Below are 20968 nucleotides of genomic sequence, written 5' to 3'. Positions count from 1 at the left end.
TGCGGGCGGCGGTCGGCCCTCGGACCTCAGCGCCCCAGCAGCCCCGCCTTCCTCCAGAAGTAGCGCCCCAGCCCCGTGATGGCGTTCGCCGTTTCGAGCGTGGTGACGACCTTGCGCGCGGCCCAGGTCTTGGTGTCGATCCAGTGCGGGTTGTTGCGGGCGGCCCGGGCGGCCTCCTTGGGGTCCAGCCCGACCTGCTCGTACACCTTGGGGTTGATCAGCCGGGTCGCGGAGTAGTAGGTGACCAGGCCGAGGATCACCTTGCTGTAGGCCTTGTTGAGGGGGCCGCGCTGCGTCCAGTCGCGCTTGAACTCCTCCCGGGCGTAGCGCATGTGCCGGGCTTCCTCGGTCACGTGGATGCGGGCGACCGCGCGCACCAGCGGCAGGACGTTCTCGTCGGGGATGGCCTCGCGCTGGAACTGGTCGAGGACCTCCTCCACGAACAGGGCTCCCGCGAAGATGAGCGGTCCGTGCGCGATGGTCTTGAACAGGCGGCCCAGCTGGAAGGCGACCGGGTCGAGGCGGTGGGTGTGCCATCCCAGCTTCTGCACCATCTTCGCGAACATGACCGTGTGGCGGCACTCGTCGGCGATCTCGGTGTAGGCGTACTGGACGTGCAGCGTGGTGGGGTCGTTGTGGTAGGCGTGCCGCACCAGCATCTGCATGAGGATGGTCTCGAACCAGATGCCGATGGTCGCGATGGAGGCGACCTCCAGGCGGCTGAGCTCCTTGCGCTTCTCCTCGCTGAGGCGGTCCCACAGGGGAGTGCCGTAGATGGAGATGCGCTCGGGTCGGATCGCCCACATGTCGGGGTCGACGGGGGCGTCCCAGTCGATCTCGACCAGCGGGTCGAAGGAGGCCTTCGCCGAACCGCGCAGCAGGCGCTTGGCGATGTCCTCGCGGTCGGTGAGCTCGGGTTTGGCGGCGATCTCTGCGGTCATCTGTCGTCTCCTTCAGGAAGCGTCCGCCAGGGCACCGGCGGGAAGGCCGTCACTTCGGGAAGAACCCCTGCCGCGGAGGGATCCCTCGACGCGGACCCCGCTCTGCCCCCTCTCGCGGCCGCCGTGGCGCTCGTGCAGTCCCCGTGCGATCTCCGCGTCGCCGAAGACCCCGTTCTGCAGGAGCAGGCCGATCTGCAGCGCCACGGCCTGCTCGGTGTTGCCGGGGAAGTGGCGGAACAGGTGCAGGCCGACCGTTCCGAGCGGAGTGGAGGCCACGTCGCGCGGGGGCCGCCGGGCGCCGGCGGCCCTCACCACCGCCATGACGGTGTCGCGCTCGCGTTCGGCGGGCACGAGCCCGTCGAGCGCGACGCCCGTGGCACGGGAGCGCTCGTGGATGGGTGTGTCCACGTACCCGGGGTAGACGGTGGTCACCCCGATGTGGGTGCCGTACTCGGCGCGCAGGCAGTCCGCGTAGGCGGTGAGCGCACGCTTGGACACGGTGTAGGCACCCGCGAAGGGAACCTGGAGGTGGGAGAGCAGTGAGGCGGTGATGATCACCCGGCCCCTGTCCCGGAGGAGGGCGGGGAGCGCGGCGGCGGTGACCCGCCAGGCGCCCAGCAGGTTGACCTCCAGGGTCTGGTGGACGTCGGAGCCGGGTGCCTTGCCGATGTCCACGGCCGGTCCGATGCCCGCGTAGTGGATCAGCAGGTCGAGGCGGCCGCCCAGCTGGTCGAGGGCCTCGCCGACGCCCCGGCGGACCTGTTCGTCGTCGGTGATGTCGCAGGCGATGACTCCGGGGGCCGGTTTGCGGTCCAGTCCCACGACGTTGACGCCCAGGCGGCGGAGGACGGCCACGGTGGCGCTGCCGAACGCCCCGGAGGCTCCGGTGACAACGGCGTTCAGGCCGGGGAGTCGGCGCAGGTGGCGTGGCAGGGGGGTCGTCATGTGATCTCCTCCACAGTCATTGCCGGAACGTTACAACGACCATTGTCACAATGCAATGGGTCAAGAACGAGAAATTAACTCGCCAGTAGCTTTCGGGACCTGTCCGGCCGAGCCGCTCCGGCAGCTGTTCTGGCGGCGATCTCCCGCGGAGTCCCTAGGCTGGGGGCATGGCCGAATACCGCATCGACGAACTGGCCCGTCTTGCCGACACGACGGTCCGCAACGTCCGGGTGTACCAGGACCGGGGGCTGCTCGCCCCACCGCGCAAGCAGGGGCGCGTGGGGATCTACTCCGAGGCGCACCTGGCCCGGCTGAGGCTCATCGGCCAGCTGCTGCGGCGCGGCTACACGTTCGCCACCATCGGCGAGATGTTCCAGGTCTGGGAGCGCGGCGGCAACCTCGCCGACATCATCGGCTTCGAGTCGGCCATCGGCGACTCCTGGAGCGACGAGGTGGCCGACTACGTCACCCTCGGCGAGCTGCGCGAACTCTTCGGCACGGGGGTGACGCCCCGGACGGTCCGGCGCTCGATGGAACTCGGCATCCTCGAACGCGACGGGCTGCGCTTCCGCGTCCCCAGCCCCCGGCTGCTGCACGCCGGGGCCGAGCTGGTCAGGCTCGGCATGAGCGTGGACTCGGTGCTCGACATTGCCGCGAACCTGCGCGAGAAGATCGGCCAGGTCTCCGAGCACATGGTCAGGACGGTCTTCGACCACATCGTCGCCGAGTACGTCCCCGGAACGGTGGTGCGCGGCGGGAACCCCGCCGAGATCGCCGAGCTCACCCGCCGGGTGCGCCCCCTGGCGCAGCAGGCCGTCGATGCGGTGCTGGCCCAGGAGATGGCCGAGAACCTCACCAACTTCCTGGGGGAGCACTTCGCCGAGGCCATGGAGGACCTCGAGCGCGAGCGCGCCGCCGGGACCCCGGGCCCGTCGGCGCGCTCCTGAGCCTCTCGGCGCCGGTCAGGGGGCCGCGGCCTCCCCGGCACCGTCCGCGGCCCTGCCCGCCGCACCCTTCTCCGGGGCCTCCGCCCCCTCCAGAACCCCGGAGTGCTCCGGGGTCTCGGCGGGTTTCAGGACCTTCGGGCCTTTCGGCATTCCCGGGTCCTCCGGAATCTCGGCGGGTTTCAGGACCTCCGTTCCTTTCGGAACCTCCGCGTCCTCCAGAACCTCCGAGGGCTTCAGGACCTCCGTGAGTTCCAACCCCTCCGGCCCCCCTGGCCCCTCTGCTCTTCCGGAGCCTCCCGCGCCGACCACCGTCAGCGGCAGCGGCGCCGTGAACCGCAGCTCCGCGAACGCCCCCCGGGGCACGGCCGGGGAGTGCGGGAAGACCGGCCTGACCCTGCGGTAGGCCTCTCCCGGCCTCGGCCGCGGATCCTCCTCGCCCTTGTTGGGCCACATCGACATCGCGCGCTCGGCCTGCGCCGTGATCGTCAGCGACGGGTTCACGCCCAGGTTGGCCGTGACCGCCGAGCCGTCCACCACATGGATGCCCGGGTGCCCGTAGAGCCGGTGGTAGGGGTCGATGACACCGCTCTCGGGGCTGTCGCCGATGGGGCAGCCGCCCAGGAAGTGCGCGGTCATGGGGATGTCGAAGATGTCGCCCACCGAGCCGCCGGCGAAGCCGTCGATGCGGGTGGCCAGCCGGGACGCCGCGTCCTGGCCGGCCGGGATCCACGTGGGGTTGGGCTCCCCGTGGCCCTGCCGGGAGGTCAGCTTCTTCCTCCCGCCGAACAGGCCGCGCCGGACCGACGTCGTCAGCGAGTTGTCCAGCGACTGCATGACCAGGCCGATGATGGTGCGCTCCGACCAGCGGCGGGTGGAGAAACTGCGCACGAACACGTACGGGTGGCGCACCACCAGCCCGAGGAACTTCAGCCAGCGCGGCACGCGCCCGCCACCGGGCACCTGCATGGCGGTGAGCATGCCCATCGCGTTGGAGCCCTTGCCGTAGCGGACCGGCTCGATGTGGGTGTTCTCGTCGGGGTGGATGGACGAGGTGATGGCCACCCCGTGGGTGAGGTCCTCGTGCCAGGGCACGTGGCGGCTCGTCGCGCCCACGAGCGCCTCGGAGTTGGTGCGCGTGAGCGTGCCGAGCTTCTCCGAGAGGCGCGGCAGGTGCCCCGAGTCGCGCATCCGGTGCAGGAGCGTCTGCGTGTTGTAGGTGCCCGCGGCGACGACGACCTGGGCGGCGGTGAACGTGCGGGCGCCGGCGCGCCTCCGGCGCGCGCCGGTGCGCACGGTGTCGACCGCGTACCCGCCGCCGGGCAGCTCGCGGACGCGCTCGGCGGTGGTCAGCGGGTGCACCTCCGCGCCGCCGCGCTCGGCGAAGTAGAGGTAGTTCTCCGTCAGCATGTTCTTGGCGCCGTGGCGGCAGCCGGTCATGCACTCGCCGCACTCCGTGCACGCCCGGCGCTCGGGGCCGGCGCCGCCGAAGTAGGGATCGCCCACGGATTCCCCGGGCGCGGCCTCGGGGCCCTCGCCGTCCTTCCCGTCGCCGAAGCAGACGCCCACGGGGGTGAGGCGGAAGGTGTGGCCGACACCGGTCTCCTCGGCGATGGCCTTCATGTGCCGGTCGACGGCGGTGACGGTGGGGTTGGTGCGGACCCCGAGCATGCGCCGGGCCTGGTCGTAGAACGGGGAGAGCTCGGACTTCCAGTCGGTGATGTGCCGCCACTGGGGGTCCTCGAAGAACGGGTCCAGCGGGTGGTAGAGCGTGTTGGCGTAGTTCAGCGAGCCGCCGCCGACGCCGGCGCCGGCCAGGATGAGCACGTCGCGGAGCAGATGGATGCGCTGGATCCCGTACATGCCCAGCTGCGGTGCCCACAGGAAGTTCTTCAGGTCCCAGGAGGTCGAGGGCAGGGTCTCGGGGGTGAAGCGGCGGCCGGCCTCGAGGACCCCGACGCGGTACCCCTTCTCGGTGAGGCGCAGGGCGCTGACCGATCCCCCGAAGCCCGATCCCACGACCACCACGTCGTAGTCGAATCGGCTTTCCTCCTGCTCGGAGGAGGCGGAGGAGCGGGTGGAGGACGAGGTGGGATCTGCTTGCGCATTGCTGTCTGGCACGGAGTCTTCCTTCTGGTTGGTTGCGGAGGCCCGTAATGCGCCGGATACGAGTCCGCAACGATGAAAACGCGCCATCTAGAAATGTGACAATGGGTATTGTAATGTTCGTCACTACCGCCGAGTAAGGTGTGTTCCATGTAACACGCGAGGCGCGCATCGGCGCAAGGTCCGCTCCCCTCACCGCCTCCCCCCGGCGGTGGAACACAGGAGGTTCTCATGCCCATGGCATCCGAGGAGACACCGGAAGAAGTCTCCCACGAGGCGCCTGAGCAGATCCGAGGCACCCGCTGGCGTCGCTTCGCCCTCGTCCTGATACCCGGTTTCGCAGCTGCCGGGGTCCTCGGCGGGATGACCACCCAGGGCTTGCTGGCCGCCTCCTTCGCCGTCTCCGGGGACAGCTTCAAGATGTCCGCCAGTGAGTTCAGCGGCCAGGGGTTCACCCAGTACGGCGACGTGGCCACGTCCGCGGACGGCAGCAGCCGGGCGGTCGGCCTGTCCCGGGTGGGCAACGCCCAGCTGAGCGACCTCTGCATGTCCTCGCTCTGGGACCTGCCGATCGGCCAGGCCACCCTGGTCATCACCGCGGGCGAGAGCACCCCGGTCGAGGGCACCAACTTCGTCCTCGACATCGAGCAGCTCCAGGGCCACGCCGAGTTCGGCGCCATCGAGATCGGCCGCGACGCCAGCACCCTGGACAAGACGGAGGGCGGCCAGGGGCCTGCCGGCGGGTTCGGCCTCCAGGCCGACATCATCAACGTCACCGACATGGAGCTGACCACGTGGGCCGTCACCTCCGGCTCCCTGCACCTGTCCGGTCTGGGCCTGGCAATCAAGCCCGGCAACCACGAGTGCTTCTGAGTCCCATGGCCCACGCACTGAACCTTGTGCGCAAGGGGTGGGGACGCTTCGGGCAGTGGCGGCGCACCCGGCCGTTCTGGGGCGGCGTCCTGCTCGTCGCCGCCGGAATCGAGCTGCTGGTCGCACCGGCCGCACAGAGCCTCGTCATCCCCATCGACCTCATCATCTACGCCGGTATCGCCGGGATCTCGGGCGGCCTCATCGCGCTGCTGCTGATCTCGCTCGGTGTGCTGAGCTGGCTCCAGCCGGCGCAGCACGTGTTCTTCGGGGTGACCGGTGTCCTGCTCGCCCTGGTGTCCTACGTGACCTCCAACTTCGGCGGGTTCGTCATCGGCATGCTGCTGGGGATCGTCGGCGGGGCGCTGGTGTTCGCGTGGGGTCCCAAGACCCGCCGCCCCCGGCGCCGGGACCGGGCCGCCGCCGCGGAGGAGACCGCCGGTGAGGAGACCGCGGCGGAGGAGGCAGCTGCGGAGGAGACCGTCGAGCGGCCCGAGGGCACGGGTGCCCGGCCGTCGGCCGCCGTGGCCCTCCCGCTCGCGGCGCTCCTGCTCCTGTCCTCCGCCCCCGCCCCTCACCTGAGCTGGCCCTGGGACTGGCTCCTGCCCGGCGAGGAGGCCTCCGAGGAGCCCATCGACCCCTCGCCCTCCCCGAGCGCGGAACCCACCGAGCCAGGACCCGGCGAGGATCCCGGGGACCCCGGCACCGGAGACCCCGGGGACGGGGAGCCCGGCGCCGACGACCCTGAGAAGGAGGAGGGGGAGGACGGCGAACCCGACGGGGAGCCCGAGGAGGACGGCGAGGAGGAACCCGAGGAGGACACGGAGGAGGCCGACCCGGCCGACTGCGAACTGCGCGCCGGCCCCGAGGCCGTGGCCGACTCCGAGGAGGAGTTCCTGGAGGTCGTGCGCGCCTGCCAGGCAGCCCTGGAGGAGGGGGAGCTCCCCGACGTCCCGATGGACGAGGGGTACGACTGCTTCCGCGGTTCCGTCCGCACCTCGGGCCTGACCTCCGACGTCCTGACCATGTACGGAGCCGGATACGACGGTGTCGTCGAGTGCCCCACCGCCGACGGACCTCAGCGCTACATCCGCCTCACCATGAGCAGGGCCGTCTTCGACGACGCGGAGCTGTGGTTCGAGGACGCCGGCACCCGCATGTCCCTGGGCCTGCCGCGGATGACCATGGAGGGCGACGTCGTCATGCACGTCACCCGCATGGAGATCCGGCTCCTGGGCATCCCCCTGACGTTCACGCCGGACTTCCCCCCGCCCCTGCTCCTGCCCTTCATGATCGTGACCGACGTCGATGTCGCCGCCCCCACGGCCGGCACCGACACGATGGACATCCCCGCGCTCAACGGGAACTACGGCGGCTGATCCCGCCTACCGCGACGGGGGTGCCGCACCGTGTGCGGCACCCCCGTCCCCCTTTTCCGGCCGCGGCCCTCCGTCACCCGTCCGCGGTGATCAGGCGGCTCGGCCGTCCCACGTGCGAGACGTACAGGGCGTCGCGCGCCCGGGTGCAGGCCACGAACAGCAGCGTCCGCTCCTGCTGGAGCACGTGCTCCAGAGCCACCTGGTCACCCTCGGCGGCCTCGATCGCGGCCTTGGGCGGCAGCAGGTGATCGCTGACCCCCACCAGCGCGACGCAGCGGAACTCGCGCCCCTTGAGCCGGTGCATCGTCCCGATCCGCACGGAACCCGTGCGGCCGGCGTCCTCCAGCGGGGCGGTGCGGATGCCGCGGGCCTCCAGTTCCTTGGCGATTCCGCGCACCACCCACTGGTTGCGCCCCGCCACCGCGATCTCCTCCGGCTCGACACCCGCCTCGAGCCACACCCGCACCCAGTCACCCAGCGCCGTGAGCTCCTCGGCACGGTCGGCGCAGCCGCGCACCACCGGCTCCGGACCGCGCAGCAGCGACCGGTACCCGGCCAGGGTGTCGGCGTTGTCGTCCATGCCGAGCGCCGGGCGCCGCAGCACCCGCATGCTCCAGTCGAGGATCTCCTGGGTGACGCGGTAGCTCACGCGCAGCCTCTGCCCGCGCCCCCGCACGTTGATGCCGAGCGAGGCCAGCGAGACCCGGTTGTCCGACACCCTCTGGTGGGGGTCTCCCACGATGAACAGGTCGTCGGGGCCCTCGGGGACGGCGGCCCGCAGCATCCGCCACTGGGCCGGGTGCAGGTCCTGGGCCTCGTCGACCACCGCGTGCCGGAACAGCGGTGCGCCGCGGCGGAGGACCCTGGCCGCCTCCGCGGCCAGCTGCGGGTAGGACCACAGGCCCTCCACCCGCATGGCGCCCACGTAGCGCCGCACCGTCTCCCACACCTGGCGCCGGTGCTCGGGAGCCAGGTGCTGGACCCTGCCGCTGCGCTCGCAGCGGATGTACTGGGGCAGCAGCTCCAGGTCCTTGGCCAGGATGACCTGTTCCCACTCGTCGACCAGGAAGCGGCCGGAGAAGGGCAGGCCGTCGGCCAGCGCCAGCGCGCGCCAGCGCCGGGCCAGCTCGTCGCGGCCGACCATGCGCGGCGGGAGGCTGCTGTGGGCCTGGACGACGGAGCGGGCGAGGCTGTCGATGGTGGACACCCGCACCCGGGCGCGCACCCCGGGATCGGGGAGCAGCTGGTCGAGGCGCTCCGCCAGGGACTGGGCCAGCGCGCGGTTGTAGGTGGTGAGCAGGACGGACTCACGGAGGTCGTCGGGCCGGTCGGCGGCGTCGCGCCGGGCCAGGTGGGCGGCGCGGTGCAGGGCGATGACGGTCTTGCCGGTGCCGGGGCCGCCGGTGATCTGCACCGCGCCGTTGTAGTGGGCCTCGGTGATCCGGTGCTGGTCGGGGTGGAGCGTGACCTGCCACTGCCGGAAGGGGGCGCCGAGCGCGCCGGCCAGCTCGGGCGGTCCGCTGGGGCGGGGGTCGGCCGCGGGGGCCTCCGGGCGCAGGTCGCGGGCGAAGCGCAGTGCCTCGTCGCGGGGCCGCACGGTGAGCAGGCGGTAGCGCGCCCCCGGGGCCGCGTCCTCCGGGCACTCGCCGTCACGGGCCTCGGGAACGACGACGCCGGACCAGTCGGGGGAGATGCTGACGACCCGGACGTGCGGGTCGGCGGCGTCGGCGACCGGCTCCAGTTCGGGACGCTCCCCGGCCTGGCAGGCGCGCATCACGGCCAGGGTGTCGAGCTGGAGGTCGGGCGTGAGGTGGGAGAAGTCGCTGAGGAACGTCGGGGCAATCGCAAGGGCGGACACGTCGTGGTTTCCTCCGGTCTTCGACCAGGTGGTTGCTGGGGAGGTCGGATCGGATGGTCTGTGCGGGGATCTGTGCTGGACAAGCGGCCGGCCCGCTCACTAGGAGGATGCTCTGCGGCACATTCCGGCAAACGCCTCCGAGAGGGCAGTTCGAGGACGCTCGGAGAGCTCGGAAAGCCCTCGTGTAGCCGCAGGTCAGAGGGCTGTTTGCGTAACTCCGTTCGAGGAGGTTCGAAAAGTTTTTCCGCGCCGTTCGCGGGCGCGGCTCCGACCTGCGCCTCTGTGGCCGCCATCGGTGTCCGAAAAAGGGTTTACTGACTGGACCGAAAACGGTGACACAGCGAGAGGAACGCTGTTCGCCCCAGCATCGGGGAGGAACGGGGAAGAACTGCCGCACAGGTCCGGAAAACAGGTCCGAAACGGGTGCGCGGCGGAAGGGGACGCCGTCCCCGCCGTGGCCGGTTTGGGACAGAACCTGGCAGGGCCCGCCCCGGCGCGGGACTCTGGACTGTCACCGGTGCCGCACGGTCCAGGACTCTGCCGGGGTCCGTCCTACCCCGGCAGAGCCCTTCCCAGCAGGAGCGGTACCCCGCCCCGGGCGTTCCGAAGCCCGGTGCGCAGGGCGATCACCTGCGGAAGTACGTACCGGCATGCTCTACCGTTGTCACCACGAACCGGCGGAAAGGAACGGGAGCGTCCACAGTGGCTGCCCAGGACAAGAGCAGGATGCGCGTCTCCGACGCAGAGCGGGACCAGGTCGCCGAGGTGCTGCGCGAGGCCGCCGCCGAGGGCCGCATCACCCTGGAGGAGCTCGACGAGCGCCTGGACACCGTCTACGCCTCCCGTGTGTACGCCGACCTGGAGCCGGTGACCGCGGACCTGCCGGCCGGTATCGGTGCCGCGGCCGACACGCTGCCGGCCGTCGCGGGCGGTCGCTCGACGGCGCTCGCGGGAGAGGAGTCGGTCCTGCGCTCCCAGGCCTCGACGGTCACCCGCAAGGGGGAGTGGCAGGTGCCCGGACGCCTGGAGGTCCACAACAAGTACGGCACCACCAGGCTGGACTTCCGGGAGGCCGTGCTGCCCGGGCCCGTCGTGGAGCTGTACATCGACTCCTCCTGGGGCAGCGCCGAACTGATCCTGCCCGAGGGCGCCACCGCCGAGGTGGACGTCGAGTCCTCCTGGTTCGGCATGCTGCGCAACGAGGTCGACGCCCTGCGGAACCCGCCCGCCCCGCACTTCGTCATCACCGGCACCTGCAACGGCGGCGGCATGCGTATCCGCCATCACAAGCCCTTCTCCTGGAAGAACGTGTGGAGCGACGTCTTCGGCGACTGAACCGGTGGCCGGGCCGGCGCCCGGACCCCTCGCGGATGGGCCATGATGGAGCCTACGGACCAACGGGAGGAGTCTCTGTGGCGGTGTGGATCGCGGCGACCGGCGCGGTGGTCTGCGCCCTGGCACTGGCCCCCGTCGCCTGGGTGCTCCTGGCGAGCGCCGGACGCCGCAAGGACCCCGGCGCCGTTCCCGACCGGCCCGTGGCCGTCGTCCTGGGCGCCGCCGCCTGGGCGGAGGGGCCCTCACCGCTGCTGGCCCGGCGCCTGGACCTGGCCGTGCGCCTGTACCGGGACGGGCGCGTCGGGCGCATCCTCGTCTCCGGCGACAACCGCGCGGTGTCCCGGCACGAGACCGACACCATGACCGCCTACCTCGTCGACCGCGGTGTGCCCGCCGACCGGATCGAGGCCGACCCGCACGGATACCGCACCTGGGACACCTGCGTGCGCGCCCGCGAGGTGTTCGGCATCCGCTCGGCCACCATGGTGACCCAGTCCTTCCACCTGCCGCGCACGGTCGCCCTCGCCCGTGCCGCCGGAATCGACGCGGTCGGGGTGGGCGACCCCAGCATGGGAGCCCGCCGCCGCGCCACCGCCATCGGCTACGCCCGCGAGGCCGGCGCGGCCGCCAAGGCGCTGCGCGACGTGCTCCTGAGGACCGCCCCCGCACACCGGGAGCCCGACCGGCCCCGCGAGCGCCCCTGAGGTCGCGGGCGCACTCCGCGTTCGCCGCCTTCGCCCCTGCCGGGATAATCGAGGCATGAACGCGACGACCGACTCACACGACGGCGCGGAGAGCGCGGACTGGGAGGCCCTGGCGCCCGGTCACGGCGAACGCATCCCCCAGCTCCTGGCGTCTGTCACGGCAAGCGACAGCGCGGTCTCGGAGCTGCACGGCATCATCGCCTTCCCCGAGCCCGGCCACCGTGCCGCGCCCGCCGCGGTCGACCTCCTCGTCGACGCCGCATGCGATCCGAACACCCCGCCCACCGACCGCTGGCGCCCTCTCAGCCTCCTCCTCGAACTGGTCGCTCCCCACGCGGAGGACCTCCTGCCCCAGCTGCGCGACCTCGACCAGTGGCGCGAGGAGGTGGCGTGGATCCGCGAGGAGGACCCGGCGAAGGTCCGGGAGCAGTACCGGCAGTGGGCCGAGGAGGCCCACGACGAGCAGCACCGCCTGCGCATGCTCAACCGGTACGAGGTGATGGGAAGGCCCGGCGCCGCCGAGCTCCTCCAGGCCGAGCTCGACACCTTCGAGGCGGTCCGCGCCCGCATCCCCGACCTGATCGGCCTGCTCAGCGGCCCGGGCAACCGCGGCGGCCTGGACCGGGCCGGGGAGTGGGCCGGCTACGTGCTCGCCTTCCTCACCCCCGACGCCGACCGGATCGTCTCGGGCATCACCGGTGCCTCGCAGATACTGCTGGCCAAGGACCTGCGCCCCGTGCCCCGCCCGCTGGGACTCGGCGAGGCCATGAGCCAGATGCTCGATAGCGGTGAGCCCCTGCCCGCCGAGCTGTTCGCCCTCGGCCTGCTGGCCTCCCCCCGCGACACCGACATCACCGTCGCCCTCACCCACCAGATGGCGGGCGGCAACCTGTACAACGCCTTCGCCGCCTCGGTGGCCATGGTGCTCATCCACGGTGAGAACACCCCGCGCGAGGCGCTGCGCCGCATCGGCCGCGGCGGCGGCACCTCCACGGGCTACGAGGGCCTGTTCAACGAGTCCTGGCCGCACTGCGGCAACCGCTCCCCGCAGGTCCTCGGCTTCCTGGCACTGGGCCGCGCCGGGGACCGCGCCCGCCGCCTGCGCCTGGACATCCTCCCCGGCCTGATCAAGGGCGAGGAGGACTCGCGGGCCCTGGTGACCGGGGTCGGCCTGGAACTCGTCTTCGGCCCCCGGTCCAAGGGCTTCACGGCCGAGGAGCACCTGCACGCCGACTACGACGAGGAGACCCTCAAGGTCCTGTGGGCCATCGCCGAGCTGCCCGCCCCCGCCTGGGAGGACGAGGAGTTCCGGCAGACCCTGCGCGCCTGGGCCCTGCCCGACGACCACGCGGAGTTCTGCGCGCTGGCCGGCGTCGACCCCGAGCCGCAGGAACCCGAGCCCGAGGAGGCTCCCCGGCCGGAGCCCGAGGCCTCCCCGCGGGGCACCGGCCTCTTCGGAAGGCTCTTCGGCGGAGGCCGCTGACCGCGGCGGACGTGCGCCCGGGGCCGGCCCCGGGCCACCAGGGCCGGAGCCCCCGAGGGCGGGACCCTGGAGGCGGGGCCCCGCCGGCTCCGGCGGGGCCCCCGGCCGACCCGTCAGCCCCGTTCCAGGGCGGTGCCGATGAGACCCAGCGGCGGGGAGCCCAGGTCCAGGAGCGCCGCGTGGAAGCGGGCCGTGCCGAATCCGTCGCCCCAGCGGGTGCGGGCCTCCTCGCGCAGGCGCAGGATCTCCAGCTTGCCCCACGTGTAGCGGCCGTAGGTGGGGTCGAACGTGGCGCGCTGCGCCTCCGACAGGGCGGCCGGCCCCTGCAAGGGGGTGTCCTCGGAGAACCGGGCGGCCGCCTCTTCCACCGTCATCGCGCCGGTGTGCACGCCGATGGCCACGGACAGGCGGGTCACCCGGATGAGGGCCTCCAGCCACACGCCGACCTCGTAGTGGTCGGCGGTCCAGGACGGGTCCCCCAGCCGCTCGGCGGCGTACTCCCCGAACCCTTCCTCCAGGCACATCTCCTCGGCGTAGTGCGCCCAGCCCTCGGCGAAGGCCATGGACTGCAGCGCCCGCCTGGCCGGGCTCGGTGCGCGGCGCAGGGCCCGGCTGTGGGAGAAGTGGCCGGGAGCGACCTCGTGCACGCTGATGGCGGGCAGAGTGGTGTGGCTGAACATCTCCAGCCATTCCCCGGTCTCCTCCTCGCCCCAGGAGGGGTCGGGCGGAGTGATGTAGTAGAACGACGGCGTGTCCGCCTCCCACGGGCCAGACCAGGCCATCATCGCCGTGGCCCAGCGCTGGGACGGCGGGGAGACGTCCACCAGGCACTCGCCGTCGTCGAACGGCACCAGGCCGCGCTCGGCGGTGAACGCCGACGCCAGCTCCGTCCACCGGCGGGCGCTGTCGAGCACCTCCTCGGCATCCGGGTACTGCCGGGTCAGCTCCCGGGCGGCTTCCATCGCCCCGCGCCCCGGTGCCAGGCGCGACACCGATGCGGCCAGGCGGTCGCGCAGGCGGTCGCGCTCCGCGTCGGCGCGCGCCGCCAGGTCCTCCAGGTCCACCTCGGCGGCCTCGCCCGCGCCCATGAGCCGGGCCAGCGCGTCCGCGCCCAGCGCGGCGCTCGCCGGTCCGTGCACGGCCGCCTTCTCGAGGTGGGCGATCAGACGGGTGTGGGCGGCCAGTGCCGTCTCGCGCAGGTCCTCCGGTATCCCCTGGGGGAGACCGTCGGCCAGTCCCCGCGCCGCCCCGATGAGGGAGCGGGCGACCGGAGCCGGAACGCGGTCCATGGCGGCCAGGGCGTTGTCGACGGCGCGGGGCCACTGGGCCAGGTGGGCCTCGCGGGCGCGGGCGCGGTCCGCCTCGGGCGCATAGGGGCGGTCGTAACCCGATACGTCGAGCAGGCCCAGATGGTGGAGGGGGTTGGACCGGTGCAGTTCGAGCTCGCCCAGTTCGACCCGCAGCCCCTCCTCGAACGCGGCCGTGTGGGCCTCATCGTGGGGGTCGTCGAGCGGGTCGCCTCCCAGCCGGGCCAGCGCGGCCTCGACACCAGCGGGGGACAGGTCGCACACGCGGCCGTCGTAGTCGTGCATGCCGGCCCCCTCGCGCATCTCGCCCGGCATGAGGTCGGCCAGGGCCCGCAGGCGGGGGGACAGCTCGTCGTTTCTCCGTGGTGAGGACATGCGAGGAACCTATCCGCCCCGCGACGGGCGCGCACGCGCAAAAAATTCCCCCGGCGGCCCCGTCCGCCGGCAGGGGCGCGGCCGGCGCCGCCCCTCCCGTGCACAGGAGGGCCGGCGCCGATCCTCCCGCGTCACCGAGCTCTCGGATCACCGCGTCCAGGCGGTCCTCGCCTCTGCGGTCGGTTACACCTGGCCGGGTACGCCCAGGTCGGCCAGGGCCTCGCGCACCCGTCCCCGGGCGCCGGCGAGCGCACCGACGGCCGCGGCGGGCCCCACCCCGGCCAGGAGGGAGATCAGCGCCACCCGCGTGTCACCACCCGACTCGGACAGGGACCGCGCGCACGCGTCCTCGTCCAGCCCGGTGGCCTGGGACAGGATGGTCACCACCCGGCCGCGCAGCTTCCCGTTGCCGGCGTCCACCCCCACCATCAGGTTCGAATAGGTGCGCCCCATCCGCACCATCACCGCGGTGGAGAACGCGTTGAGGGCCAGCTTCTGCGCGGTCCCCGCCTTCATGCGCGTCGACCCGGCGATCACCTCGGCCCCGGTGTCCATCCCCACGTGCACGTCGACGCCCGCCGCCAGCGGCGCCCTGGGGTTGGCGCTGATCAGCACGGTCGAGGCCGAGCGCTCCCGGGCCGTCTCCAGCGCACCGCCCACGTACGGGGTGCGGCCGCTCGCGGTCAGGCCGACCACCAGCGACCCGGGGGCCACGTCCGCGGCGTCCGCCCGTCCCGTCCCCCAGTCGTCCTCGATCCCCTCCACCGCCTGCGCCAGTGACGCGGCGCCGCCCGCGTGGTGGGCCACCACCCACTCCGGCGGAACTCCGTAGGTCGGCGGGAGCTCCGCGGCGTCCTGCGCGGCGATCCGTCCCGAGGTTCCCGCTCCGAAGTAGTGGATGGCCGCACCGCCCTCCAGGGCGGCCACCCCCATCTCCACCGCCTGCGCCAGCTCGGTCAGGGCTTCGCCCACCGCGGCGGGGACGGTGGCGTCCTCGGCGTTGATCCGCCGCAGGATCTCCAGGGTCGGCAGCCGGTCGATGTCATGGGTGTCCGGGTTGCGGTCCTCGGTGGGGGCGCGGACGATCACCGCCTCGCCCGCCCTCCCCCGGGACGGTGGGAGGAAGGCCTCTTCCCGGGTGTGGTTCCTGCCGTTGCGCACAACGCCCTCCTGTCCGGTCCGCACGGTGTCATCCGTTGCCCGCGCCGCGGCGGCGCCTCTCGTCCTGGATCCGCAGCCCCCGCACCGCCTCGGCGGTGGTCTCGAGGGCGGCGCGGCTGTCGGCGTAGCGGCTCTGCGCCAGCCCGACGAAGAGGCAGTCCACCACGGTCAGCTGGGCCAGTCTGCTGGCCGTCGCCCCCGAGCGGAAGGTCGTCTCCCGGGCCGCCGTGGTCAGGACGTGGTCGGCGAAGCCGATAGGGGAGCGGGGGAAGTTGGTGACGGCCACCGTGCACGCCCCCCGCCGGCCGGCCTCGGACAGCGCCTGGACCGTGTCGATGGTGGTGCCGCTGTGCGAGATGCCGATCGCCACGTCGCGCTCGTCGAGCAGCGCGGCGCTCGTAAGCATCACGTGGGCGTCTGACCAGGCGAACGACGTCAGTCCGATGCGGTGCAGCTTCTGCTGGAGGTCGGCACCGACGAACGCGCTCGCGCCCACCCCGTACACGTCGATCCGGCGCGCCGCGGCCATCGTGTCGATGACCGTGCGCAGGGTGTCGGTGTCCAGCGCGGTCCCGGTCTCCTCGACCGCGCGGGCGTCGGTGTAGGCGATCTTCTGGACGACCGTCACGAGGGTGTCGTCGGGATTGATGTCGCTGGACAGCTCGGAGCCGGCGGTCCTGGCCCCGCGGGCCTGGCCCACCTCGGCGGCCAGGGCCAGACGCAGCTCCCGGTAGCCGCTGAGGTCGATGGTCCGGCAGAACCGGATCACGGTGGCCTCGGAGGTGGCGCAGTCCTTGGCCAGCTGGGTGATGGAGGAGGCGGACACCCGCTCGGGGTCGTCGAGGATGCGCTGGGCGACCCTGCGCTCGGAGGGGGCGAGGGAGGGCAGCAGGGAGCGGATACGGAGCACGGTGGTGGGGACGGCGGTGCCGGGCCCCACGCGGTCTTCCGCAGGCTTCGAGATGTGCGCCATGGAGGAAAGTTTCTTTCGGTCGTGGTGCGGAAGTCAACGCGATGCGGGAGAAAACGGGAGATCCAGGATTTCAAGCGACGGCTGCGGCGGCAAGTGTTCGGGCCGCGGCGGCGGAGCCGGTGGCGAAGGCCCTTCCGACCCGGGAACAACGGGAGATGTGGACTCTCCCTTGGTGCACAGAACCCCGGTGAGTCGCTAGTGTCGATTCCATGACAGACAACACTGATCCCAACCTGGACCCGGCGGGAACCACGCAGCACTTCCGCCGTTTCGTCGACCAGAACCCCGAGCCGGAGGAGCCCCCGCGCCGTCCGGTCCTGCCGATCGTCCTGGCGGTCGTGGGAGCGGTGGCGGCGATCGCGTTGATCGTGGCCCTGGTCCTGGCCTTCGCCTGACCGCCCCCGTCCCTTCGGGGGCGCCTTCGGCGGGCTCCGCGCGCCGGTCGACCGGTTCGCGGCAGCCCTGAGGTCCTGCTAGAGTTAACGGCGTCGCCAGGAAGTGCCGCGAGTGAGGGGCACGGACGCAGCGGCGGGCGTCATTAGCTCAATTGGCAGAGCAGCTGACTCTTAATCAGCGGGTTCGGGGTTCGAGTCCCTGATGACGCACCGAAGGCTCCGGTGGAGGGATCTCCGCCGGAGCCGCTCGCTTTCCCGGGCCCTGCGCCGCCGGGTGGTGCTCCCCACACGGCGGGCGGCGCGGCCCGCCCGCCGGATCCGGTAGAGTTGAACCGCTGCCGAACGGGACGAGAGTCCGGGCGGGACAGCAGGCGTCATTAGCTCAATTGGCAGAGCAGCTGACTCTTAATCAGCGGGTTCGGGGTTCGAGTCCCTGATGACGCACCGCAGGACGGGGCTCCGGTCGACACCGGGGCCCCGTCGGCTTTCCGAGGACGTGCGGAGGAGAAACTGTCACAGCCCTGTGCTGTGATGGCTCCACCGGCCGGGGAAAGGCCTCATCACGATGTGTTGGTGAGCGAGCGCGAAAAGCGATATTCGAAATTGCGTTGACACCGGACCCCGCCCGGTGAATTGTTGTCGCGGCGTCCACCCCCGGCGCCGTTTCCCCACATTCCCCTTCGGAGTTCGAGCATGTCCTCTGTTCCCCCCACTGCCCGCGCCCTTCTCCTCTCCGGCCTCGCCGCGGGTTCCGCACTGGCGGTCGCCGGCTGCGGAATCGTCGCCGACCTCCTCGGCACGGGCAACGTCTTCACACTCTCCGTCGGAGACTGCTTCAACTACTCCGATCTGGAGACGGGCCTGGCCTCGGGCGAGGTCTCCGACATCCCGCTGGTCGAGTGCGGTGAGGCGCACGACTCGGAGATCTACCACTCCCACCTCATGGAGGGCGACACCTTCCCCGGTGACGCGGCGGTCGTGACCGAGGCCGAGGAGGTCTGCACCGCGGAGTTCGACGGGTACGTCGGCCTCTCCTTCGCGGAGTCGGCCATGGACATGTACTACCTGATGCCCGACGCCACCAGCTGGGACAGCTTCGGCGACCGCGAGATCCTCTGCATCGTCACCGCGCCCGAGCAGACCGCCGACCCCCTCGAGGGTTCGGCCCGATAGCAGGCAGCGGTGCGGGGCCGCGTGCCTCCGATCACCTGATCCGTTCGGACCGGGATCGGAACCTTTTTCCTCTTTCCTGCATCTGGATAAGTGCCGACGAGATACCCCGCGGTTGGTACTTGAGTAGATATTTCAGTGGAGTTGCCATGATGTCCGAAACGCGCCGCACGCCCCACGGCCGCATCCTTCTCGGTTCCCTGGCCGCTGCCGGCGCGCTGCTGTCGCTGTCGGCGTGTGGCTTCCCCGTCCTGCCGCCCGGGCTCGGCGGCGAGCTGGAGACCACCACCCCCGAGCCGGTGGAGACGAGCGCCCCCGAGACCGAGGTCACCGACGCGCCCGCGGGGCCCGAGGACACCGACGTCTTCGACGTCTACCTGGGCGACTGCATGAACGAGATGGAGACCAACTGGGACGACTCCGTCTCCTCGGTGCCCAAGGTCGACTGCAGCGAGCCGCACGACTTCGAGGTGTACCACGTCGAGGACATCGCGGAGTCGGGCGACTACCCGGGTGAGGACCGCGTCTCCGAGATGTCCGCTGCGATCTGCGAGCCCGCCTTCGAGACCTTCGTCGGCGTCTCGTACCTGGACTCCGAGCTGTACTACACCCCGCTGTTCCCGACCAGCGACGGCTGGGACTACGGCGACCGCGAGGTCCTCTGCCTGATCCACGAGCTCGACGCCCAGACCACCGGCACCCTGGAGGGCGCCGGACGGTAGCAGTCCCCTTCCGGGCCCGCCCCGCCGACCGCAGGCGCAGGACCCGGAGAGGCAGGGCGGCCCGCACTTTCCCGGTGCGGGCCGCCGCCGTTGCGCACACCCCTAGCGGAGCGGAGGGTGCATGCCCGAAGACGGGGCGAGGACCTCGTCGCGGCTCTCCATCACCCGGGCCACCATCGAGCCCTGCTCCTGTGCCGACAGGGTGGCGGGGCCGCCGAGTTCGGCACGGGGATGCCCCGCACAGGTGAGGTCCTGGGGCGCGGCGCCGTCCACCAGGTAGGCGTCGACCGCGTCGTCGACGCACTCCAGCCCCGCCATCCCGTAGAAGCCGTGTCCGCCCTCGTCGGTGACGGTGATCAGCCCGTGCCCGAGACGGTCGGCCATCTGCGGACCGCCCTCGTAGACCGTCTGGGGGTCGAACTCCCCGGCGATGACCAGGCCCGCCGGATAGCCGTCGCGTTCCAGCTCCACCAGCGGCTGGGCCGGCTTCTCCGAGGCGAAGGTGCACGGAAGCGGCGAGTGCCAGTTGACGCCGATCCCGTAGGGGCTCTCCTCCCGCACCCTGCGCATGTCCGCGTAGTACTCCGAGAGTCGGGAGGGCCACTCCGCCTCGCAGAGGATCGCGGTCATCAGAGCGTCGTTCGAGAGCTCGATGTCGGGCACGGCGGGCTCGGGGAGCTCGAGGTCGGGGAAGGGCAGGCCGTGGACCAGGAGGAAGAGGTCGGAGGTGTAGGCGTCCCACCAGCCCTGGTAGCGGGCGCTCTGCCCGACGTAGAAGTCGAAGTCGTCGGCGGTGAAGGGCACGCCCTCCGGCAGGCCGGGGATGTCGTACCGGGGGTTCTCCTCGAGCTCGCCGTGTGCGGCGTCGAGGGTCTCCATGACCTCCTCCGCCGTGCTGCCGAAGCCGAGCAGGCCGTCGTACCCGGCCAGCCACTCGGAGTAGCGCTCCACGTTGCGCCGGTAGCCCTCGGCCTGGAGCGTGAGCACCCCGCGCCACATGCCGTCGGGGACAACGGAGGAGTCCAGCACGCTGCGGTCCAGGCGCTCGGGGAACAGACTCCCGTACACCGCGCCGAGGTAGGTGCCGTAGGAGGCGCCGATGTAGTTCAGCTTCTCCTCGCCCAGCGCGGCCCGGATCACGTCCATGTCGCGGGCGGTGGCGGCGGTGGTGACGTGCTGGAGGAGGTCGCCGTGGTTGCGCTCGCAGCCCCGCTGGAAGGCGATGGAGGTGCGGGTGATCGACGAGAACTCGCTGTCGTCGGGCCGGGGAGGATGGAGCGTCATCGGCATGCCGCAGTCCAGGTGGGGACCGGACGCGCCGCTGCCGCGCGGATCCATCCCGATGATGTCGTAGGCCTCGGCGACGCGCTGGTGGCCGTAGCCCCACAGGTTCGAGGACGGGTCGGGGTCCAGGGCCAGGTGGCGGCCGGTGCCGCCCGGTCCGCCCGGGTTGGTGAGCAGGATGCCGCGGCGCTGCTCGGGGTCCGATGCGGCGTTGCGGCTGATGGCGATGGTGATGCGCCGGCCCTCGGGGTCGGAGTGGTCGAGGGGTACCTCGATCTCGGCGCACTCCAGCCCTGACAGGGACCTCTCCTCGCAGGGGGCCCAGACGACCTCCTGTTCGTGGAACTCGGCCAGGGGGTTCTCGGCGGCGGGGTCCGCGGCGGCTGTCGGGCTCGCCGCGAGGGAAGCGGCGAGGGCGACAGCCAGCGCTGTGGCCGCGGTGCGTGTTCTGCGCACGGGGGGTGTTCCTCCACTCGTCACGGGGAGTCGTCCCCGACACCGTACGTAGTGGGATTCTCCGGGCAACACTGACATATGTCATGAACCCGTTCCGTGGCCGCATGCGGCCACGGAACGGGCCGGGGTTCCGATGTCCCGTGCCGACCGCGGGGGCCTCGCGCCTCCGGTCACCTCGCGCGGAGAGCCTTCCGTCCCCGACCCGGCGCACCTGGCACCACGGCGTCCCCGCTGTCCCCGCCGTCCCGGCGCCCGCTCCGCCGGCGGGGGAGGCGCGGTCGCCGGGACGGGCTTCCCGGGCTCGGATCCCTTGCCGGGAAGCGAATCAGGGACTTTCGCACGACGACACCGGTGCGCCCGGCCGTGTAGTCTCCTGACGTCGAAAGGGACCGCAGCGCAGCGGTTCCCCCCGCTCTCCCCCAGGCGGGCCGGCCGCCAGGAGGACCATGACCCTGTCTTTTCTCCCCCGGTCACGTGGGGTTTCCAGACCTTCACGAGGTGCTGCGGGAGCGGCTGCGCAGGGCTCTTTTCCTTTCCTCCGGTTGCCGGCCGGCCACCCC

The 20968-nt window shown here is 72.0% G+C and carries 17 protein-coding genes and 2 tRNA genes; 11 read left to right on the top strand and 8 right to left on the bottom strand.

Annotated elements, in window-relative coordinates:
- Positions 1 to 26 precede the first annotated feature (26 nt).
- Complete coding sequence (locus FHS13_RS13230) at positions 27 to 941, bottom strand: AurF N-oxygenase family protein (RefSeq protein WP_184292028.1); 915 nt, start codon at positions 939 to 941, stop codon at positions 27 to 29.
- A 12-nt stretch (positions 942 to 953) separates the two neighbouring features.
- The gene (locus FHS13_RS13225; protein ID WP_184292027.1) at positions 954 to 1886 is read right to left on the bottom strand and encodes an SDR family NAD(P)-dependent oxidoreductase; all 933 of its coding nucleotides are present in this window, start codon (positions 1884 to 1886) and stop codon (positions 954 to 956) included.
- Between the two features lie 167 nt (positions 1887 to 2053).
- Here FHS13_RS13225 and FHS13_RS13220 point away from each other — a divergent pair, with 167 nt between their 5' ends.
- The gene (locus FHS13_RS13220) at positions 2054 to 2833 is read left to right on the top strand and encodes a MerR family transcriptional regulator (RefSeq protein ID WP_184292025.1); all 780 of its coding nucleotides are present in this window, start codon (positions 2054 to 2056) and stop codon (positions 2831 to 2833) included.
- Positions 2834 to 2848: 15 nt separating this feature from the next.
- On the opposite strand, the gene FHS13_RS13215 is transcribed toward FHS13_RS13220, so the two are convergent.
- Positions 2849 to 4858 (bottom strand): GMC oxidoreductase, encoded by a 2010-nt coding sequence (locus tag FHS13_RS13215; protein WP_343065023.1) that lies wholly within the window; start codon positions 4856 to 4858, stop codon positions 2849 to 2851.
- Positions 4859 to 5167: 309 nt separating this feature from the next.
- Between FHS13_RS13215 and FHS13_RS13210 the strand changes: the two genes are divergently transcribed.
- Together FHS13_RS13210 and FHS13_RS13205 are read left to right on the top strand one after the other, a co-directional pair.
- Complete coding sequence (locus FHS13_RS13210; protein ID WP_184292023.1) at positions 5168 to 5809, top strand: DUF6230 family protein; 642 nt, start codon at positions 5168 to 5170, stop codon at positions 5807 to 5809.
- Between the two features lie 5 nt (positions 5810 to 5814).
- On the top strand, positions 5815 to 7185 hold the full coding sequence (locus FHS13_RS13205) for a DUF6114 domain-containing protein (protein WP_184292021.1): 1371 nt from the start codon (positions 5815 to 5817) through the stop codon (positions 7183 to 7185).
- Between the two features lie 73 nt (positions 7186 to 7258).
- Here the strand turns inward: FHS13_RS13205 and FHS13_RS13200 are convergent, their stop codons facing one another.
- Entirely contained in the window at positions 7259 to 9043 is a 1785-nt protein-coding gene (locus FHS13_RS13200; RefSeq protein ID WP_184292020.1) for a UvrD-helicase domain-containing protein, read from the bottom strand.
- Between the two features lie 702 nt (positions 9044 to 9745).
- Here FHS13_RS13200 and FHS13_RS13195 point away from each other — a divergent pair.
- The 3 genes from FHS13_RS13195 to FHS13_RS13185 all read left to right on the top strand — a co-directional run bounded on the left by FHS13_RS13195 (position 9746) and on the right by FHS13_RS13185 (position 12565).
- Positions 9746 to 10378, top strand: coding sequence for a DUF1707 SHOCT-like domain-containing protein (locus FHS13_RS13195; RefSeq protein WP_343065017.1), 633 nt, complete (start codon positions 9746 to 9748; stop codon positions 10376 to 10378).
- Between the two features lie 77 nt (positions 10379 to 10455).
- Positions 10456 to 11082, top strand: coding sequence for an ElyC/SanA/YdcF family protein (locus tag FHS13_RS13190; RefSeq protein WP_184292018.1), 627 nt, complete (start codon positions 10456 to 10458; stop codon positions 11080 to 11082).
- A 55-nt stretch (positions 11083 to 11137) separates the two neighbouring features.
- Entirely contained in the window at positions 11138 to 12565 is a 1428-nt protein-coding gene (locus FHS13_RS13185) for a type II toxin-antitoxin system Phd/YefM family antitoxin (protein WP_184292016.1), read from the top strand.
- 113 nt (positions 12566 to 12678) lie between these two features.
- Here the strand turns inward: FHS13_RS13185 and FHS13_RS13180 are convergent, their stop codons facing one another.
- From FHS13_RS13180 to FHS13_RS13170, 3 genes are all read right to left on the bottom strand, one after another.
- Entirely contained in the window at positions 12679 to 14247 is a 1569-nt protein-coding gene (locus FHS13_RS13180; RefSeq protein WP_184292014.1) for a DUF885 family protein, read from the bottom strand.
- Between the two features lie 183 nt (positions 14248 to 14430).
- A complete protein-coding gene (locus tag FHS13_RS13175; RefSeq protein ID WP_184292012.1) occupies positions 14431 to 15432 on the bottom strand; it encodes an N-acetylmuramic acid 6-phosphate etherase in 1002 nt (333 codons plus the stop codon).
- A gap of 4 nt (positions 15433 to 15436) precedes the next feature.
- Entirely contained in the window at positions 15437 to 16381 is a 945-nt protein-coding gene (locus FHS13_RS13170) for a MurR/RpiR family transcriptional regulator (RefSeq protein WP_184292010.1), read from the bottom strand.
- Positions 16382 to 16590: 209 nt separating this feature from the next.
- Between FHS13_RS13170 and FHS13_RS13165 the strand changes: the two genes are divergently transcribed.
- From FHS13_RS13165 to FHS13_RS13145, 5 genes are all read left to right on the top strand, one after another.
- Entirely contained in the window at positions 16591 to 16776 is a 186-nt protein-coding gene (locus FHS13_RS13165; RefSeq protein ID WP_184292008.1) for a hypothetical protein, read from the top strand.
- A gap of 137 nt (positions 16777 to 16913) precedes the next feature.
- A tRNA-Lys gene (locus FHS13_RS13160) sits at positions 16914 to 16986 on the top strand.
- Positions 16987 to 17147: 161 nt separating this feature from the next.
- Positions 17148 to 17220 (top strand) — tRNA-Lys (locus FHS13_RS13155).
- 249 nt (positions 17221 to 17469) lie between these two features.
- Positions 17470 to 17949 carry a septum formation family protein gene (locus tag FHS13_RS13150; RefSeq protein ID WP_184292006.1) on the top strand — a complete coding sequence of 160 codons (480 nt, stop codon included), beginning with the start codon at positions 17470 to 17472 and terminating at the stop codon, positions 17947 to 17949.
- Between the two features lie 146 nt (positions 17950 to 18095).
- Entirely contained in the window at positions 18096 to 18668 is a 573-nt protein-coding gene (locus tag FHS13_RS13145; RefSeq protein ID WP_184292004.1) for a septum formation family protein, read from the top strand.
- Between the two features lie 102 nt (positions 18669 to 18770).
- Here FHS13_RS13145 and FHS13_RS13140 read toward each other — a convergent pair whose 3' ends face one another.
- Positions 18771 to 20408 carry an alpha/beta hydrolase gene (locus FHS13_RS13140; RefSeq protein WP_343065015.1) on the bottom strand — a complete coding sequence of 546 codons (1638 nt, stop codon included), beginning with the start codon at positions 20406 to 20408 and terminating at the stop codon, positions 18771 to 18773.
- Positions 20409 to 20968: the final 560 nt, after the last annotated feature.

This window comes from Nocardiopsis algeriensis (assembly GCF_014203695.1).
Taxonomy (GTDB): Bacteria; Actinomycetota; Actinomycetes; order Streptosporangiales; family Streptosporangiaceae; genus Nocardiopsis; species Nocardiopsis algeriensis.
This window is presented reverse-complemented; position numbering and strand designations above follow the sequence as displayed.

What these genes read in the sequence shown, in the direction of transcription:
- FHS13_RS13230 (WP_184292028.1), bottom strand. Translation starts at nt 941, where the DNA reads ATGACCGCAGAGATCGCCGCCAAACCCGAGCTCACCGACCGCGAGGAC.
- FHS13_RS13225 (WP_184292027.1), bottom strand. Translation starts at nt 1,886, where the DNA reads ATGACGACCCCCCTGCCACGCCACCTGCGCCGACTCCCCGGCCTGAAC.
- FHS13_RS13220 (WP_184292025.1), top strand. Translation starts at nt 2,054, where the DNA reads ATGGCCGAATACCGCATCGACGAACTGGCCCGTCTTGCCGACACGACG.
- FHS13_RS13210 (WP_184292023.1), top strand. Translation starts at nt 5,168, where the DNA reads ATGCCCATGGCATCCGAGGAGACACCGGAAGAAGTCTCCCACGAGGCG.
- FHS13_RS13205 (WP_184292021.1), top strand. Translation starts at nt 5,815, where the DNA reads ATGGCCCACGCACTGAACCTTGTGCGCAAGGGGTGGGGACGCTTCGGG.
- FHS13_RS13185 (WP_184292016.1), top strand. Translation starts at nt 11,138, where the DNA reads ATGAACGCGACGACCGACTCACACGACGGCGCGGAGAGCGCGGACTGG.
- FHS13_RS13180 (WP_184292014.1), bottom strand. Translation starts at nt 14,247, where the DNA reads ATGTCCTCACCACGGAGAAACGACGAGCTGTCCCCCCGCCTGCGGGCC.
- FHS13_RS13170 (WP_184292010.1), bottom strand. Translation starts at nt 16,381, where the DNA reads ATGGCGCACATCTCGAAGCCTGCGGAAGACCGCGTGGGGCCCGGCACC.
- FHS13_RS13165 (WP_184292008.1), top strand. Translation starts at nt 16,591, where the DNA reads ATGACAGACAACACTGATCCCAACCTGGACCCGGCGGGAACCACGCAG.
- FHS13_RS13150 (WP_184292006.1), top strand. Translation starts at nt 17,470, where the DNA reads ATGTCCTCTGTTCCCCCCACTGCCCGCGCCCTTCTCCTCTCCGGCCTC.
- FHS13_RS13145 (WP_184292004.1), top strand. Translation starts at nt 18,096, where the DNA reads ATGATGTCCGAAACGCGCCGCACGCCCCACGGCCGCATCCTTCTCGGT.